Source organism: Pseudomonas sp. NFACC45 (genome assembly GCF_900113505.1).
GTDB lineage: Bacteria > Pseudomonadota > Gammaproteobacteria > Pseudomonadales > Pseudomonadaceae > Aquipseudomonas > Aquipseudomonas tehranensis.
Genome location: NZ_FOPO01000005.1, coordinates 351569 through 370051, shown reverse-complemented (window position 1 = coordinate 370051; position 18483 = coordinate 351569). Strand labels below are relative to the sequence as shown.

Annotated in this window: 5 protein-coding genes; all 5 read right to left on the bottom strand. The window is 63.3% G+C overall.

Annotation, left to right across the window (positions count from 1 at the left end):
- Positions 1-11 precede the first annotated feature (11 nt).
- The 5 genes from BM132_RS11800 to BM132_RS11780 all read right to left on the bottom strand — a co-directional run bounded on the left by BM132_RS11800 (position 12) and on the right by BM132_RS11780 (position 18447).
- Positions 12-1847 (bottom strand): DUF2341 domain-containing protein, encoded by a 1836-nt coding sequence (locus BM132_RS11800; RefSeq protein ID WP_092455454.1) that lies wholly within the window; start codon positions 1845-1847, stop codon positions 12-14.
- A 17-nt stretch (positions 1848-1864) separates the two neighbouring features.
- Positions 1865-3469 (bottom strand): ShlB/FhaC/HecB family hemolysin secretion/activation protein, encoded by a 1605-nt coding sequence (locus BM132_RS11795; RefSeq protein WP_092455453.1) that lies wholly within the window; start codon positions 3467-3469, stop codon positions 1865-1867.
- A gap of 26 nt (positions 3470-3495) precedes the next feature.
- Positions 3496-4098, bottom strand: a complete 603-nt coding sequence (locus BM132_RS11790) for a transposase (RefSeq protein WP_047228943.1) — start codon at positions 4096-4098, stop codon at positions 3496-3498.
- Positions 4099-4494: 396 nt separating this feature from the next.
- Positions 4495-17046, bottom strand: a complete 12552-nt coding sequence (locus tag BM132_RS11785) for a filamentous hemagglutinin family protein (RefSeq protein WP_092455451.1) — start codon at positions 17044-17046, stop codon at positions 4495-4497.
- Positions 17047-17259: 213 nt separating this feature from the next.
- A complete protein-coding gene (locus BM132_RS11780; protein ID WP_092455449.1) occupies positions 17260-18447 on the bottom strand; it encodes a substrate-binding domain-containing protein in 1188 nt (395 codons plus the stop codon).
- Between the last annotated feature and the right edge of the window lie 36 nt (positions 18448-18483).

Below are 18483 nucleotides of genomic sequence, written 5' to 3'. Positions count from 1 at the left end.
GACTGCGCTCCTCAGGCCGGTACGGGCGATTGAACGTGATGGTCACGGCGATGCGCCGCTTCACCGGACTGACCCTCGCCGTGCATCTCCGCCAGGCGCGTGATGAACTCGTCGACGAACACCCGCATGTCGGCGCTGACTTCCTTGTTGCGGGTGATCAGCCGGTTGTAGCCAAACAGCGCAGGGATCGCGACGAACAAGCCCATGGCGGTGGCGAGCAAGGCCGCGGCCATGCCCGGGGCAATGGCGTTGATGTTCACGTCACCGGCCATGGCCGTGCCGAGGAACACCACCATGATCCCCAGCACCGTGCCGAGCAGGCCGATGTACGGCCCGCCGGCGATGGCGTTGGAGAGGGTCGAGAGTTTCGAGCTCAGTTGCTGGTTTTCCCGGGTGCGCACACCGTCCATGGAGCAGCGGATCGCTTCGATGGTGGCGGCCGACACCGACGAGGTATCGGCGCCCTGCTCGCGACGGGTGCGGATCTCCTTGACCGCCACCAGGTACAACCGCCACAGGGACGAATGTTGCAGGCGCTGGGCGAGGTCCTGGTCGTCGGCGAACATTTCCAGGCGCGTGCCGATCCCGGCGAACTGCTCACGGAAGGCTTCGTTGGCGGCACTGAGGCGGCTGACCATACGGTTCTTGCGGATCATGATGACCCACGACTGGAACATCATCAGCACCAGCACCGCGATGATCACCCAGGCGTCCAGCGGCACAGCGTTGAGCAGGAAACCCAGGCTGCCGAAACCGAAGCCGGACTGCTCTTCATCGACACCATAGGCCACCAGTTTTGATTCGGCGCCCTGGGCATTGGCATCCGCCAACAGCAGCGGCGCCGGACGGGCGACCTTGGACAGACGCACCTCGTCCATGGCCCCGCTGAACGGCACGAAAGTCCCGGTGGAAAGATCAGTTGAAGGGTCGGTGGCAAGCCCCGTAGAAAGATCGGCCCCCAGGGCGATCGGCGAATTGAACGCCGGCATCGCCACCGTCAGGCTCGCGGTTTCACGACCGTTGACGTACAGCACAACCCGGTCGCCCGAGGCGGTCAACGCCAGGTGTTGCCATTGGCCGGGGTTCAACGGTTGAGTCGAGACGGCACGCTGACCGTCAATGTCCAGGAATGGCACACCCTGATTCACCCCCACCAGCAGGCTGGCGGCGGCCTCACGGCGGGCCAGGATCACCTGTTCACCGCTGGCCTGATCCTGGCGCAGCCAGGCGCTGAAGGTGAACGCCGCGCCGGCGCTGTGCTGCAATGAGGGGCTGGCTGGCAACAGCAGCGGCTGACCGTTGAATTGCAAGGCATGACCGATCACGCCATCGATGCGAGTGCCGGCAGCACCCTGGGCATTGTTGCCATACGCCGTGGCGTCCCGGGGCGGTACACCGGCGGCGCCGTCGAAGTGGTAAAGGGCGGTGTAATCCGGGTCGAAAGTCAACTGGCCGCTGCCGGTGGCCGGTGCCTTCTGGTTACCGTAATACATCCACAGATCCTGACGCTGGCCACCCTCCACGCTCGGTACATCGACCCAGATCAAGGCCATCCCCATCAACGGGTCGAAGCTTTCGATCTGGTGATTGAGCACGGTCTTGTCATCGGCACTGACAAAACGCAGGTCCGAGCCATCCTCCTTGACCCCGTCGAAGGTGAAATTGCCGGTGTGCAGGCGTACCAGCAATGCGGTGCGGCCCAGGGCCTGGCTGATCGCCGCGCCTTGGGGCGTGGTGTCCACGGAAATCTGTTTGCGATAGTGCCAGTCGTCCTGCCACCAAGCGTTGGCCGTGGCTGGAAGCACCAGCCCCAGGCAGATAAACAGGGATAACAATAAGCGTTGCATGGACATGACTCCTAAGTTCAAAACGTCGCTTGCAGGTTGAAATGCAGGCGCGATTCCTGTTTCGAGGTGTTCGGCCCATCGAGCAGCGGGTAGCCCCAATCGAGGCTGCCGGACAGCCATTTGCTCAGGCTCGCGCGCGTGCCGAGGCCGACACTGGCCAGGCTGTAATCCGCGTCCTGATCGGGCAGTTCGTCGCGCAGGTACAACTGCGCGCCTTCGGCGAAGGCGTAGAAGCGCCACTCCTGGACATAGCTGCCGAGGAACTTGGCAATGGACGGTGTACGCAACTCCTGGGACAGCAGGTAGCCGTCATCCCCGGTACGCTCGGCGGCCAGATAACCGCGAATCGATGTGGCGCCACCGGCAGAGAATTGTTCGTTGGAAACCAGCGGCCCGGACGCCAGCTGGAACGCAGCCTTGGACGCGGTCTGCCAGTCGTTGCCGAAGGTGAAGGTGTAATTGCCGTCCCCCTTGAGCACAGCAAAACTGGGGCTGGCGCGGTAGCGCTTGTAGTCGAAGTCTTCGTCGGAACTGCCATAGCCCAACAGGCTGCGGGTGCCCGCCACCAGGCTCAGGCCAAGGCCCAACTGGCTGTTTTCGCTGTAGCGAAAGCCGTTGTAGGCGAAAGTGAACGGCGCGTACTTGAGCGGCACTTTGTCGCTGGCGCCGTCCAGATTCAGCTCTTCCTCAAAGTCTTTGAAATCCACGCCAATGGAAAACGTATTGGCCCAGGCGGCACTGGACGCCAAGGTGTAGATCGCCGAGACACCGTACGAATGGCCCCTGCCCAAGACGTTGCTGCCGCCGATGGTCGCCACGTTGCTGTCGGACTGGTAACCGGAGAACTGCACACTCCAGTGCTCGTCCAGCGGCGCGGTATAGGAGCCCGACCAGACCTTGGCGTTTTCGGTGTCCTGGGGCGCGGTGAAGAAGGTCAGCGAGAGGCTGTGACCCAATTGCCAAAGGTTGTTGTAGCCCAGGCTGGCAACGCTCCGCAGCTTCTCGGTGTCGGCGCTGTAATCGTTATTGAGCCCCAGGCTGGCTTGCCACGGGTTCTGATCCTCGACCTGCAAGTCCACATCCATGGTGCCGGGCCGCTGGCCCTCGCGTACCAGCGGCATTACCTGGCGCCCCGGGGTCTTGTTCAACTGCGCCAACTCGGCCTGGACCTGGGCGAAATCGGGCACCTCGCCTTCCTTGAGCGCAGGCACGTCCTCGCGAATTTCCACGGGTGAATAATGCTTGGCACCCACCACGCGAACTCGGCCGACCTTGGTCTCGCTGACCTGCAGGTAAACGATGCCGTCTTCGACCTTCTGCTCCGGCAACTCGACGAACACCGATTGATAACCGCGCGCCTGATAGGCCTTCTGCAGCGCCTCCCGGGCCCCCTCGATATCGCTCAAGGCCTTTTGCGGGCCGAGAAACGGGTACACCGCCTCCTCGATGGCCCGGGCATCGAGCACGGTGTTGCCACGCACGAAATACTCGTTCACGTCCACCAGGCGGGCCGGGGCCGATTCGACCTCCTGCTGCGCTTGCGCGGCGAACGCCGACGGCCCCCCGACCGTCAACAACAACCAGCCCCACAGCGCTGGCCGCGATTTGAAGAAATGCTCCACACCACCCCCTGAATTCAAAGTACCGCTCAATTGCTTGCAGTCGATGTCGTGGCGTGCCGCGCCAGCCAGGTGTGCAGCAGCGCGAAATTCAAGGAGAACTCCGGCATTTGCAGCAAGGCACCGCAGAACACTTCACCGATTATTTTCTGGATGAGCCTCACGGCCCGCGCATCGCCCAGCAGCGTGGCGAGGTCTTTGCTCAAAACGTCGAAGCGCCAGACCTTCTGGTTCAGGTCCAGGCCGACGAACCAACGGAACAGCAGGTTGTAATTGAGTTGTTCGTAGAGTTGCTGCTCGCTGGGCACCGAATAGAGCAGTTGCAGTAAAAGGATGTGCATGACGGTCTGCGGTGCGATCAGCATCTCGGCGCTTGCGGTGAGGCCTTGCAGCACGTCGCGATGGTCGTCCAGCAGGTCATCGATTTGCGGACGCAGCAACACCAGTGAATGGCCCTGCGGGATGTAGCTGGACACTTCCTTGAGTGCGCCCTGCCAGTCATCCTGGGAAACGATCCAGACCCACGGTGCGCCGTAGCGATACACCGAGACCGGCTGCTTGCGCGCCGCCTCGACGATCTTCGACAACCGCTGGTCAAGCTCCTGCATGCCCACTTTCGAATAACGTTCCATAGTTCCCATCGCCTCACTCCCGGCTGCTTGCCCCGGCTCCAAACGACCTTGCAGGTCCCCTCGAACACGTCACACTGGCTTGACGGGAATGGCGATGTGCTACCGAACTTTTGTCATGAAAGCTTCATTTGGATGGACGTCGATGGGAACTTGAGCGCGGGTCCCGTGGCGAGGGAGCCTGCTCGCGCTGGGGCTGTAGGAGCTGTCGAGTGCAACGAGGCTGCGATCTTTCCCCAGCCACTTGAGTCCCAAGTGAAAGATCAAAAGATCGCAGGCTTCGCCAGCTCCTACAGAGCCCAGCGCGAGCTTGCTCCCTCGCCACGGGGTACTGGGTGTCCAGCAACCCGGTGGGAGCGAGCCTGCTCGCGATGGCGGCGACTCGGTGCCAGCCGATCGCTACAAGCTCAACCGCCCCCGCTCTTCCTCGGTCAAGCGCTGCCGGGTCTGTTCGTCCAGGGGGCCGGCGCCCAGCACTTGCACCGGGCTGGCCGGGTCGTAGGCCCGTGGCGCTTCGCGGCTGGCACCGTCGCGGGACGGGGCCAGTTGCTCGGAGCCGAAGCTCACCACCTGCACGGTGAACACCGACGCCTGGTTTTGTCGCGCCGCGTTCTGCTGCTGGCGCGCCACGTCTTCCGCCGCTTGTGTCGCCGAGGACGCCGCCGAACTGGCCGAGGTGATGGCCCCGGTGTTCACCGTGGCCGCCAGTGGCACACCGGAGGATTTGCCCTGGGTCTGGATGTTGGCCGCGTTCACCACGGTCAATGCCGCGATGTTGACGTTGCCCGACACCCGGATCCCCGCCTCGCCCGCATCGATGGTGCCCAATGGCGCGATCAGGTCGATGTCGCCGGGCGCCACTTCGGCAATTGGGTTGAGCGTGGCGATACCGGCGCCGGTGCTCGGCACCGACGGCGACAGGGTCACGTTGCCCCAGGTGTCATACAAGCGCTTGGGCGGCGTGTAGACCACGGTGGTCTTCGAACCGCGACCGGCGTTGATATCGCCCTGGGCCGACCAGCCGAGAATCGAGCCACCGAAAGTGGTCATGATCCGGCTCTGCCCGAGCAGGATGCTGTTCTGCGCATACAACTGGATATCGCCCTCGCCCTGGGTAATGACCCCGGCGGTGGACGGCGGTGCGTTGCCTTCGATGCCGAAGGTCTGCCCGCCGCCCGGCGTGAGCATCTGGATGCTGCCGCCGAAATCGGTGTGCACCCCCGCCCCGCCGAACATCGTGATATCGCCCTTGTAGGTGATCGCATTGCCCGCTACGTCCTTGGCTGGGAACAACAGCGCAATCGCCTCCCGGCCCCGCAAGTAACTACCCTGGCGAACGCCACCGGCTTCGTTGTACTCACGGCCACCGGCCTTGAGCTCGGCGAAGTACACGTCGCGGGCAAACACCCGCTGCTGCTCCGCCGGCAGCGCCGCGAAGTAGTTGCGGGCCTGCTCGGTGTCGCCGCTGAAGCCGAAGCGTTCCTTGAGCCAATCCACCAGTTCCGCCTCGTAGGTCTTGGCGACTTTACCGTCCTGGTTCGCCAGGGGCACACCGGCCAAAGCCTGGTTGGCCGGGTCCAGGTACGCCTTGACGAAGCGCTGGTAATCCGCGCCGTTGAGGCCAGCACCGGCTTGCAGCACCAGGCTTGCGCCGGGGCGCGCATCCCCCGGCACCACGGCGCCGATACTGTTGATGCTGACCTTGTCGTCCATCAGCAGATTACGCCCGGCGGTGATCTCCAGCAGGCCGGGGCCGGCGACGTTGAAGTTGCTGTAGAGGATGTCGCGCCCGGCCGAGACGATAGAAATGTCGGTGGGGTTGTTGTGGATGAAGAGGTTACCGGTGCTGGTGTAAGCTCCCGCGCCCCCCACACCGGTGTCCTCATTCAGAGATCCGCCCAGCGGTATGCCGCTGCTGACAATGTCTCGCCCAGCCATCATCCGTACAGCTCCGGCGCCTTCGTAGGCAATTCGCCCCGGCCATCTGCCGGTGGAGACTGATGCCATCGACCGTCCAGTGGTGACTGCCAGCAAGTCGCCTTCAAGCGCATAGAAGCGAGCAGGATCGTCATTGAGGGCCCACTCCCCGGAAGCGCTGCTGGTGTCAAAGGCAAACAGCGGCAATATGTTCATACTAGGGCGAGCGGGGTTGCCATCGGCTGAGAGGTTGCTGGTCTTTATGACGAAACCATCCATACCGACAAAGGCTGGCCGAAACGGTGTCGCCAGGGCCGCAGACGATGCACCGGAACGACTGACCGACATATCGCCACCGTAGATGGAATCGCCGGCCATGAATTGCAGCTCACTGTTGATGCCGGGAGCAAGCAGCAGGGCTGGGCGATTGTTGCCGTTGTAGCCGGTTCCATCCCATATCGAGGACTTGCCATAGTAAAGACTGCCGTTGGCCGCCACAGCCCTCAGGATCGATGGGTAGACCAAAGCCAGATCCGTCTCGACGCCTGACACCACAGGCGTCAGATTGCCTCCCGAGGACCATAGATCAATCGCCGTATTAGCCGTCCATAACGAAAACCAGCTCACGCCGGATCCGTTAGTGGCGCCATCTTTGAAGGGCGATACGCTCATCATCGGCGCCCGGCCAGGGTCCGCTACGTCCGTCACTACCAGGTCGCCCGAAGTTGTCAGATCGAACGTGGCATCACCCGGCATCAGGGTCAGCCCGCCTGTTGGCAGGCTACGTGTGGCTCTGAAGGAGTCGTACGCACGCGTTTCCCCCGGAGACTGTGCCGAAGCAACGTTGCCATAGCGCAGGTCAATTCGACCGATGGCACCGCTGTCGATCTGCGCGTGGCCCCGCAGGTTGATGGCCGCACCGTTCAGATGCCCGTTGACGAACGCGCTATCGGGATTCAAGGCGCCGCCTACACGCAGGTTGAGGTCACCACCGCCGGTCAGTTGCAGGCTGCCATCGGCGGCCACACGCCCGGTGCTGCCCACGGCAAGTACCAGCCCTTGGCTGCGGCTGTTGCTGCTCGGCACAAGACGACTCCCTGCCATTTGATCGAGCACCCCCGCATCGCCGGCGACCTGAACATTCAGGTTACCGCCGCCCAGAGTACCGAACCCCGTAAACCCGACCATCAAATCAGCCTTGCCGTCCTTCGCCGCGGTGTAACTGCCAAAATTGATCCACCAAGCGGTGGGTTGTGCCTGCGTGCCAGTTGCGACTGAGCCATTGCCCTGACGCCACAGCCAATTGCCGACGTTGACCGTATCGTAACCAACGTCTCCCCCATTGGGCCGCCCCGAATTCGTACTCGATACGTCCAGGCTATTACCGGTCAGATTGCCGCCAACCTTCAAGCTCAGGTTGCCGCCAAAGTCCGGGTACCAGGCGCGGTAAAGACTGTTGCTACCGCCATCCACGAACTGCTCGTTTTCACCTAGTGCATCATTGAGCACCTTGCCCGCCGCCCCCAGCGCCTTGGGCTGATTATACGGGTCGTTGGCAAAAGTCTCGCTGGATGAACTGCCAGCGGTGTAGACACCGTACAGCGAGTCCATTTTCAAGTCGCCTGCGGACAATAGCTCCAGGTCCGCTGCGCCGGTGCGAATGACACTCCAACGTTGGCTGCCTGCCTTGTATTCCGTTTGCCCAACAGCAGTGCAAAACGACGGGGTGTCGTCACACATTCCAGGATAGGCAAGGTTTTCGAAATCAATCGGTTGACCTACGAGGTCTGGAACCCCGAAGTTTTCCGCCCCTTCCTCCGTCCAGACAAAGCCGCTACTGGCCTTGCAAAACGACGGGGTATCCTCACACATCCCTGGATAGGCAACGTTCTCAAAATCAATGAATTTACCTGCCAGGCTCGGATCTCCGAAATTTTCCGCCCCCTCTTCGGTCCACACCAGCCCCCCCGCCCCGGCCTTGCCAAACATGCCGTAGTGACTATCAGCCAAATGAAGATCTCCACCCGCCAACACAGGTTGCACAACCCGGCTGTCCGCCGCCTGCGTATCGGCGCCGGCCACCAGGCGCAGTGACCAGGACTGCGACCCCTCGGCCAGCATCGGCGCAATGGCCCAGTTGCTCCCCGCCACTTCCGGACGCAACTGCACCGACTCGACACCGGCCGGCAACTTGATGTCGGTACCTGAAGGAATTTTCGAACCCACACTCAGCGCCAGGGCCCCGCTGAGACGCAGCACATTGGTCAAGCCGTTGCTCGCGCCCGCAATGCCTGGCAACGCAACGCCTTTGGGCCAGATCAGGCTGCGTATTGTTGCGCCGCTGCCCAGCAGGCTGCCTGCCCCCAGCACTGTGCCCGCCTCCAGGGTCTGGGTCGAAGCCAACAAAGTGCCGGCGGCGAACAACAAATTACCCGAGGCGTCATGCACCGCCGCAGCCAGCACCGTGCCCGCCGGCAGCACCAGTGGCTGATCAAGCGTCGCAGCCACCGGCAGGCGTGTTCCCGCCGCCAGGGTCGCGCCCTTGAGGGGTACGTCGAAGTTGAGCACCGAGCCCGCTGGAAACGCCGTGCCATCCGCCAGGGTCACACCGGCACCGGGCACGACAATATCGCCCGCCGCGAAATCAATGCCCGGCAACAGCACCCAGCCCTTGTCATCGTTACTGGCGGGCGGCTGGACAAACCCGTCGGTGATGCTGCCATAGATGTTCAGGTCACCCCCGGCGCGCAGCGTCAGCGCACCCGACTCACCGGAGCCGTACACCGCGGTTTTACGAGTATGCGGATTCACACTGGCGTAGCGATAACCGGACAGGTCCAGGTCACCCCGTACCACCAGGTCACCGTCGGCCGTCGCGCTGACGATCTCCACACCGGGTCGCAGGTGGAACGCATCGGCATATCGAGCGTTGTTCAGACCGGCGAGTTTACGTTGCATCAAATCGCCGTTGGCCAGCGCCGCGTTGATGAAAGCAATACTGTCCTGGTGCTTGCCATCCAGGTAGGCCTGGTCGATGACCTGATAAGGACGGCCACTGGCCGCCGGATCGCTGCCGTAGGCTGCGTCGTTGTACTGCCACGTACCGTTGACCGCGATGGACCGGGCGCCCTGGATATCCAGGCTACCGCGTGCATCGATGGCAATGTCGCCCTGGGTCGGGGTCGAGCCGGCGCGGCGTGCATTGAGTTCCAGCGTGCCACGGGCACGGCCGTCGTGCTGCCCGGCGGGCGCCGCAGTGCCATGGCGCAAATCGATGCGAGCTCCGTCGGCCAGGGTCAGCACGCCGCCTCGCGAGGTCAGGTCGACAATGGCGCGGTTCGGTGAGTCGATGATCTTGCCGTAGCTGTCCACCCGCAGACGATTACCGTGGGCGTCAAGCACCGCGTTGCGGCCCAGGGTCAGGGAGCGCCCGGCCGCGAGCCGGATGCTGCCGACCCGCTCGCCGCTGGCGTCGACCTTGCCATTGACCAACAGGCTGCCATTGTCCAGGGACACGCTGATGGTCGAGGCCTTGAGTTCGTTGCCGATCACCAGGTCGCCCTGCTTGAGCTGGAAGCCACGGGCACCGAACACCTGCCCGTCGTTCAACCGTTGGTTCAGGGCCGCGAACTGCTCGCTGAGGTTACCGTTGCCGCCCAGGCGCTGGGCCTGGATCTCCACGCCGCCGGCCAGGTACGGCATGGCGGTACCGCCGGCGTCATATTCGCCGGTGCTGCTGCCGAGGATCCGTCCTTGCAGATCGACTACACCCGCCGTACTGCCCAAGGCCACGGCGCTGAGCCGCCCGGCCTGGTTGTGGCGGGCCGAAAGGTCGATGCTGGAACCAGCAGCCTGGCGGATGTTGCCGCTCTGGCTTTGCAGGATCACCTCGCCACCGGCGCTGTAGCGTGTCACATCGTTGAAGGTGACGGTGCGGCCCGCCACGTCGATCAGTGCCCCATCGGCCAGGGTCAGGTCATCCGTCGCGCTCAGGGTCAGCTTGCCGCTGGGCAGCATCACCGCACTGGCCAGGTTCAGGCTCGCGCCTTTGATGGACAACTCGCCCCCAAGCCCGGAGACATTGCCCGGTTTGGCGCTTGTGCCCGCTACGTTGACCGCGCCGCCTGCGGTGATGCGGTTGACCGAGCCGGCTTCACCGGTCAGCAACGGGGTGAGGATATTCAGGTTGCCGCCGCTGTAGGCGTAGCCCGTTTTCGCGTCATAGGCGCCCTGGCGTTGATACACCGCCAGGCTGCCTTTGTGGTTGGCGGTCAGGCGTTCGCTGGCACTGAGATTGACGTTGGCGAAGCCCAGCACCAGACGGTCCAGGGTAGTGATCGAGCTCGGTTGGGCGAAATCGCCATAGCCGAATTCGATACGCTGGGCCTGGATGTCCAGGCGACCGGCGCCGGTGCCGGCCCCGCCGGCAATCACCGAACCCGGCGCGCCAACGGCGCCGTTCCAGATCAGGTTGGCGGTGCGAATGGTCGCCACGTCGTTGACGCTGCCTGCGCCATAAATGGCCGGCGTGCTGAGCATCAGGTTGGCCAACCGCGACTTGCCCGTCGCCGGGTCATAGGTGTCGAGACTGACAGTGCCGTAGAAATTCAACGCCTCACGCGCCGACAGTTCCAGGGTTTCCAGGGCCGGGGCGCCGTATTCGGTATCCCCGCGCAACAGGCGATCGAGTACCGTCTGGCTCAGGGTCAGACCGGCCGGCAAGACCTGACGCGCCGCTGCGTCGCTCAATGCCGGGGCGGTGCCGACGTTGATATTGCTCAGGGCCAGGGTCAGGTGACGGGTGCCGTAGCGCACCTTGTCGTCCAATTCCAGGCTCCCTCCGGTGGCGGCGACGATGCTGCCCTCGGAATGAATTCGGGTGACGCCGCTGCATGGCGTCAGGCTGCAGCCGCCGATGTTGATGGTGCCGCTGCTGCCCGATGAGGGTGCCAACACGTTGAGCAAGCCGTTGGAGGCGGCCAGCAAGTTCTGACCACTCACATTGAGGTCATAGATAAAACCGTCATGGGCATCGTAGGCAGCCGCGCCACGACCAATGGTATTGATGGCGGCGCCTTGTTCCATCGACACCTCGCCGCTGGCCAGCAGGAAAACCTCCGGTGCCGCCAACGTAGCGCCTTCACGCAAGATCACTCTGGACGAGGTTCTACCTCCACTGCTCGAGGGCGTGATGTAGTTTCCGCTCTGACCATAGAGCGTCAAGAACTGGCCGCCAATAACCTGACGCGATGCATTCAAGGCATTCAGGCTTTCGGCATTGAGGGTCACGCCCTCGAAGCCGGCCGTGGCCCCGCGCCCATCGGCAACGACCTCCAACGCCCCATTACCTCCAACCACCGCGACGGTACCGCCGTAGCCACCTTTCTGAGGCGCGAACTTGCCGATGCCTTTAAAGGAGAACGCCTGATCTCCCGCTCCTGGCGCGAGCTTCAACTTCAAAGTCTTGGCGTCCACCGGCAACAGGGCTCGTGGCACGCCCAGGCGTGCGGCATCGGCTACAGCGAACTGGGCGTAGCTGGTTTCGTTGTACTGCGAATAGCGACGCAGCACATCGCCCGAAGTCAGGATGACCTGGCTGGACAGACTGTTGCGCTGCCCGGTATTGACCACCGACAGCACCCCGGCGGTGGTCCAGGAGCCGTTGCGCATCTGCAACGCACCCGCCGTGGAACCCTGACCCGCCAGACCGTTGACCTCGACCCGGAACGCCCCCGGCAGCAAGGCATAGGTGGACGGCATCAGCGTATAGGTACCGGCGGCCAGCCCCGGTACACCGGCGCCAATGGTGATTTGTTGTCCGATCCTGGGGTCCACTGCGCCGCCCTCGGGCGCCACTGGCGCGTATGCACTCTGGTTGCCCGGCACAATGGCGTAGACCGGGTTGCTGGACAGGCCCGGTAAAGTAAAGCCGCCGTTGGCACCGATTTGCACCAGCGGGTTGAAGCGCGCGTCGGTGGAGCCGCCACGGCCGGAAATGAAACCGGCACCCAGCAGATCACCGCCACCCGAAAGATCGAGTACCGAGCCTTCCTGGGCCGCAACAGACTTTCCGCCCAGAATCACACCAATATTCAGATCCCCGTTGCCATAGGAGATGGCCCCTTGCCCCAGAAGCACCACCTTCTTGCCCGCGTACTCATAACTCTGACCATCGACGGTACCGCCGTAAGGCAGAACCAGACCGAGGCCACTGACTGAAGTGAGGCTGTTCGGCAGCAAGTCCACTTGGCTAGTGATGCTAGTGCCGTCGTTGGTGCCGACCTCAATCAACCCCAGCGGGGCCCGAACCACCCCGCCCTGCTCGATATTCGCACTGCCCAGTTGTAAGTGACCGAATGCCGAATAAGGTACCTGAGGCGTCACCTGGGTAGTCCGCCCGATGACCAAGCTGCGCGCCGGGTCGTAGGCAGAGGTGCCACTCAAGCTATACCCCGCCAATACCCGAGCCCCGACCCCGGTCGCCGGATACAGTTGCGCCGCTTGCAGGATCATGTCCGAAGGAGTCATTAATTGCGTGCTAAAGCCCGTAGGCAACCCTTCGCTGGAGAATCCCGCCAGGAAGCGCAAATCACCACGGCTGCTTAACTGGACCAGGTCGAACCCGGCGCGCTCCAACTCGACCGTGGTGCCATTGGCCTGTCTCAGCGTGCCTTTGCTGCTGAATCTCACATTGCCCTGTACATCCAACAAGTCGGCGTTGACGGAAAGCACCGCCTTGTTCGCAAGTGGCGATACGTCGCCTTCGATCAGCGGTCGGGTATAGGAATCCATATTCGGTAGACTGGCCGCCGGCCCCGCCAGCAGCAAATGAGCTGCATTAAGTTGAACACGGGTGTCGGCTGGCGCGGCTGTGCTCAACCCGAAGCTACGCGCATATAGGCTCAGGCTTTGGCCGAGGGACAACGACACGTCGCCACCGATACTAATAATGCCGTTACTCAGCAGAGACAGGCTGTCGAAGCCGCCCGCCTGGACCTGGTCCACACCCAAACGCCCATGACCATAGATCAACGAATCCGCCGAGGCCTTGGCGGTGTCGCTTAGCGGGCTCGCCTGGGCGGTTTGTCCCAGCACCAGTTCACGCACCTGCAAGACCCGGTCATTGACCGCGCTTTTCAGGTAATACGGTGTCTCCAGCGCCACCGACAAACTGCCCCCTGCGGCCCCCGTGCCACCGGAACGGGCGCTGAATTCGCCGTCCAGGTACAGACCATTGGCCGACGCCAGGGAAATACTGCCACCGTTGCTCGTCACCGATGTGCGTCCCTGGCCAGGAACATCCAGCATTGCCTGGCTGCCATCCGCTTGCAGGCGTGCCCCCTCGCGCATCACCACGAACAATTCCGGCGCCGAAGCCGATCCTTTCGCGACATCAATCTGACCACCAATGACAATCTCGCCACCGTCACGCACCAGGCCATAGGTCTGGCCGCGCATGTCCTGGGCAGTCACGGCCCGACTGGAGACATCGATCAATGCTTGCTCGCCTAACCAGATGGAGCGTCCATGGCCTTGGGCATTGACCGGGTTGCGAACTGGGTTGCTGACGCTCAGTTCGGTGAGACTGACTCGTCCGCCCCAGGCGTTGAGGGTGCCGTTGACGGTCAGTTGACCGATGCTGCGCAAGTCGATGCCTTGTCCCGGATCGACGCTGATCACGCTTCCACGCCCGATGTTCAATACCGTGCTGGCCATGTCTGCCGCGCTGGAGTTCGCGGTACCAGCAGTGAGGCTCAGGCTCGCGCCGTGGCGCTGGGTGAGAACACCTTTGATCGCATCTTCCTGATACAGCTCCAGCGTCCAGCGCTGCAAGGCATCAGCCGGCTCTGCGTTGCTGCCGGTAGTCAAAGCCTGCTCGCCGAAACGGTACACCGGCATCGTCACATCGACCCGGGTCCCGTCGGCCACCGTCAGGCCTTCGTTGCCAGTGATGTCATAGGCCGAGAAGCCCTTGTCGAAGAAATCGCCGCCCAGTTGCAGGGTGCCGGGCTCGAGGGGCGCGCTGCTGTTGCCGATCAGCACTTTATTGGCCGCCAGCTTCAAGGTCCCGCCGCCGCTCACCCCGGTGCCGCGCAGTTCACCGTCCAGGTTCAAGGCACCGTTACCGGACGACGCGCTTAGACCGGCGGTCAGGGTCAAGTCACCGCCCTTGCCACCGCGGGTCTTGCCATCGACCATGACGGCCGCGCCGGAGCTGACGTCGATCAGGCTGCCCTGGCCCACATCGATATCACCGCCGCTGCGCACAGATACGGTGCCGCCATTGATGAATGGCAAGCCCTGACGGTCGCCGCCGTCAAGCAGCAGGTTGCTCCACAGGCCAGCGGTGTTCAGCGCAACACCTTCGCCCAACGTGACCGCCGCTCGAGTACCTGTTGCAGGCACAAGCGTGACGTCACCTACTGCATAATTCCTGAGGGTATCGACCTGCCTGAGGACATTACCCAGCGCAATGCGACCGCTGCGCGCCGTCAGGTCGGCATTCACCTCGACCTGCGGCGCGTAAAGCGTGATATCACCGCCATCGGCCACTTTGAGCGCGCCATCGACTTTGATGCCTTGCGCCGCTGCCACCTTGACCGCGCCGAGCTGGAAGCCATTGAGCAGCTCATTGTCCAGCACCAACTTGCCTTGCCGATCAGTGCCGACCACCGAGGTCAGGTCAAGGCCCGCAGCAATCTTGTCGTTGACCTCGCCGACGGTGACCTGATCGAAGACAGGGTTCAGGCCGCTGTTGATCACGCCGCTGGCCTTGTCGTAGATCGGCGTGTAACTGCCCACCAGCAACTGAGCCCGCCGGGCCATGGCATTTTGCGATTGCTGGTAACCGTCGAGGTTGAGGTTCGGTGCCTGGGTCTGGCGTTCGCCCTGGTAGACCTCACCGACAATCTGGCCTTCCAGCACCGCGTTGCGGGTCGACACCACTAGTTTGCCGGCATCACGGCCGACGGTGTAGCCGGCCTCAAAACGCTCGCGGGGGGCGATCAGCGGGTTGTAGTAGTAATCGGTCTGGCCCCAGCGCTGGCTGTGGTCTTCGTAACCCTTATAGATGCCGCTGTAGAGGATGTCCCCCGGCGCCCTGGACAATTCATACAAGCGCCCATTGGGGCCCCTGAGCCAGGACTGGCGCAGGTAGCCGCTCTGCACATCCAGGGTGCCACCGGACAGATTCAGCTGCGCCGCCTGCTGGGTCACCACGTCGTTGCCGGTGAACGTCAGCGTGCCGCCCTGGGCGGCCCATTCACCCATGCTGTGGCCCCGTGTGCCCAGGTAGCCGCCGACTTCCAGCAACCCACCCGCCGTGTACCAACGGTCGGTGGCATAACCGTTGGTGCCCGCCGGCACGTAGATCAAATCACGCACGTCCACCCAGACATCGTTGTTGGTCAACTTGCCGCCCTCGCGGTTGACCGGTGCGTCACGCTGTTCGTTGCCCTGCACGTTGACCTTGATGGAGTTGGACTCCATCGCCACCTTGACGCCGATGGCACCGGACACGTCGATCACCGCACCATCGCGCACCAGACTGCGACCGGCGGCGCTGACCGCGACCTGACCGCCGGTGGCCAGGGTGATGGAGCCGTTCTGGAAGTCGACGCTGCCGCCACTGACGATCTCGACCCGCGACTGGTCGGTGCGGTCGACCACGCTGCTGAGGTTGTTGAACCGACCGGTGATCAGGTTGTTCGGCGTACCGTCCAGGCCGGCGGGTCCGGCATCGCGCTGGCTGTCCAGGGCGCTGCCGCCCGCGGCGTCAAGCAGCACCGCCGTGGCACTGCCCTGCCCCAGGGTGACGCTGCCGGTGCTGTCGCTGAAAGCGTTGAGCAGGTGCACGGTGCCGCGGGTGTCCACCGAACTGCTGGCCACGGCCACGCCGTTCTGCTGCACATTGTGCCCGGTAAGGGTGATGTCGCCGGTGCTGGCCTGGATCAGGCCGCTGTTGATCACCGTGCCGGCGCTGCTGCCCGGTTTGAGCGAGGTCGCGACCTCGTTGCCACGGGTGGTGGAACGCGGGTTGCCGCTGGTGCCCTGACCCCGGCGAATATAAAAACTGTCGCCCGCTGCCAGGGTGGTCTGGCCCTTGGCGGTGATGATGGAACCGGCGTTCTCCACTTCCGAGCCCAGCAGCAAGGCATAGCCGCCCCCAGCGGTGGAGGTGGCGGCGCGATGGGTTTCGATCCGCGCACCGCGCTGCACTTCGATCTTGCCGGCGGCGTCAGTGAAGGTCGGCTGGGTGCCGGTGGCATCGACGTACAAGCCGCGCTGGCTGAATTGCTCGTCGCTGACGTTGGCCGCCACCGCCGCCAGGTTGCGCACGTTGACCTGACTGCTGCCGCTGAAAATGATGCCGTTGCGGTTGACCAGCATCACCGTGCCGTTGCCCTTGATCTGGCCCTGGATCTGGCTTGGTCGCGCTTGAGGGTCGTTGACGCGGTTGAGCACGGCCCAGTCCGACTGCTGCTGGAAATCCACCGTGGTGTTGCGCCCGACGTTGAAGGTTTCCCAGTTGAGAATCGCCTTGTCGGCGGTCTGTTCGATCTTCACCGTGGTCTTGCCGCCGGCCTGGGTCTGCTGCGGTCCCTTGGCGTTGAGCCAGCCCTGGGTCAGGCTGTTATCGACCTTGAGCCCGCCCTCGCCCAAACCGTCGGGCACGGTCTGCACCTGCCCTAACGCGGCTTGCCGCCCCGCAGCCTGGGCCGCCTGCTGGGCCGCGATGGCGGCCACGGTATTGTTGAGGTTGGTCAACGAGCGCTGCAACTGCGCATTGGCCCGTTGCTGTTGCGCCAGGGGTGGCGGCATGCCTGGCTGCGCCGTCACGGGCCGCCCCGCGCCACCGGCCTGAGACGCGCCCTTGGCGGCAAACCAGGCCGAACTGAACGCCGTCGCCGCGTGGGCATTGCCGGCCACCATCAGCAGCGCAATGGCCTGGGCCAGCGGCTTGAGCCGCAACATCGACAACTCGCCATCGCGACGGGGGGCATTCAGGTTCGTCTGGGGTTTGCAGCGCAGCATCCTACTCATCCTTTCGGGTTCGCTCTAAGGGGTCACAACGCCGTGCTGTCAAGCTGCCAGCGTTGGTTATAGGGGATAGGCGGTTACAACCGCTCGGGACCGAACGGTTGTCATGAAAATTTCATATGGCTGTGTTGGCGCCGGTATTACGCAAAAATCAGCAACGGCTTGCACCGTTGCTGATCGGGTGTTGCAGGTCGCTCAAGCGTGGGCTTACAACGGACGACCGACGCTATTGCAGACGTTGGTGTTGCCGATGCTCAGAGCGTTAGAGGCGGTCAGGAAGCTGCCGCGGATGGCGGATTTCCAGGCGCCTGGCAGGGGCACGAAGCGGTTAGCGGTGATAGCAGCGTCGTTGTTGTTGGCAGCAACTGCGCCGTAGTGACGGGTGAAGAAATCACGCACCTGAGTGGTTTGACCGGCATCGGCGTAGCACTGACTGAAGATCAGGTTGGTGAAACCCAGGATCGGATAGCCGGTGTCTGGGTAAGCCACGACGCTTGGATCGCTAGGGTTGGTGGTTGCAGCGAATACCGGTACCCAGGCGTTCGGGTTAGCGCGGTTGGCGGCAGCAGGCACGGTAACAGCTGCAATTGCGGCCGACACGTTGGCTGGGGCTGGGGAAACACCGGCGACGCGGGCAACCTTGGTAGCGTCGTCCAGACCGGCCAGGGTAGTAGCAGCGTAGTCCGGGCTCATGTAGGTGATGCGGCCCTGGGCAGCGTTCACAGCAGTCATCACAGCCTCGCTGCCAGTGGCGGAAACCGCACCGGCCGGCAGGCCACCGCTGTAGCTGGAGGCGAAGTTGGTGGTGATGGCGAAAGTGCCGGGCACAGCGGGTACAGCTGTAGGGCACTTGGCGTTCAGAAAGCGGGTGAACAGTTCGGTAGTACCGCTGCTCTCAGCACGATAAGTCACAGTGATCGGGCCGGAACGGCCGGAACCGGTGATTTGGTTCCAGTCAGTCAGCGTGCCGGCGAATACGCCGCACAGCTGAGCGACGCTGAGGTCAACGTTGGCGGTGCCGGTCTTGTTGAAAGGAATGGCAACCGAAGTGGCGACCGAAGGCACCTGGATCAATGGGCCCCAGGCGGTGCCGTGGTTGGTGACGTAGGCGTTCAACTCAGCCTGGGTGAGCTTCGAATCGCTGCCCGCCCAGTGCACGTTCTTGCTGGTGTCACCAGGCACGAAACGGGTGTAATCGTTGTTCAGGAAAGCGGCCTTGCCGGCACCGCTGCCCACGCCAATGTAAGGGGCGAAACCGGCAGTCAGGACGCCGGAAGTCTGGTACAGAGGCAGAGGCAAGGTAGCACCACCGCCGTTGACATCAGCCATAGCGGCCTGAGCGGCGCAGAGGCCGGCGAGGGTCAGGGATACCGCGAGAACGTTGCGCTTAAACATGAAGAATCTCCTTTCATCGTGTTCGTACGTAGGTTG

What these genes read in the sequence shown, in the direction of transcription:
- BM132_RS11800 (WP_092455454.1), bottom strand. Translation starts at nt 1,847, where the DNA reads ATGCAACGCTTATTGTTATCCCTGTTTATCTGCCTGGGGCTGGTGCTT.
- BM132_RS11780 (WP_092455449.1), bottom strand. Translation starts at nt 18,447, where the DNA reads ATGTTTAAGCGCAACGTTCTCGCGGTATCCCTGACCCTCGCCGGCCTC.
- BM132_RS11790 (WP_047228943.1), bottom strand. Translation starts at nt 4,098, where the DNA reads ATGGAACGTTATTCGAAAGTGGGCATGCAGGAGCTTGACCAGCGGTTG.
- BM132_RS11785 (WP_092455451.1), bottom strand. Translation starts at nt 17,046, where the DNA reads ATGCTGCGCTGCAAACCCCAGACGAACCTGAATGCCCCCCGTCGCGAT.